This is a genomic window from Sinorhizobium sp. CB7 (assembly GCF_041357635.1).
GTDB lineage: Bacteria > Pseudomonadota > Alphaproteobacteria > Rhizobiales > Rhizobiaceae > Rhizobium.
In genome coordinates this window covers 1-390 of sequence record NZ_JAULLL010000074.1, presented here as the reverse complement: position 1 = coordinate 390, position 390 = coordinate 1, and the positions used below count along the sequence as shown (strand labels likewise).

Annotated in this window: 1 protein-coding gene; it reads right to left on the bottom strand. The window is 65.6% G+C overall.

Going from position 1 to position 390, the window contains the following annotated elements:
• The coding region (locus AAE029_RS36235; RefSeq protein WP_371077768.1) for a hypothetical protein at positions 1–390 on the bottom strand (390 nt) is incomplete at both ends.

Here is a 390-nt window from a genome sequence, read left to right as displayed (position 1 = left end):
CCAGCATGCCGTGGAACAGAAGACCCTGCTGCAGGTCCGTCGCCGGATAGATGTCCTCCACGTCGGCAAGCGGAAGCGACAGGCGTTCGAGCTCCGGCTGGCGAAGATCGGATAGCACGAAGTCGGACGCCGTGCGTCTTGGCTCGGCCTTCAGGCTATGGTCGATCAGCAGGGCGAGCCTGTCCTTGAAGCCTGCCACCAGCCGTTCGACCGTTTGCCTCGACAGCGCCCCCGGCATGTAGGTCCAGGACAAGGAGAGCCGGCCGTCGGAGACCATGCCGTTGAGGTTGAGCACATACGGGTTGCGGCCCTCCGGCGACAAAGAGTCGCCCTTGGCCTCGCCGGCAAAGCCGAAGCGGCCCTCCGGCCTCAGCGACTGGTCGAACTGGC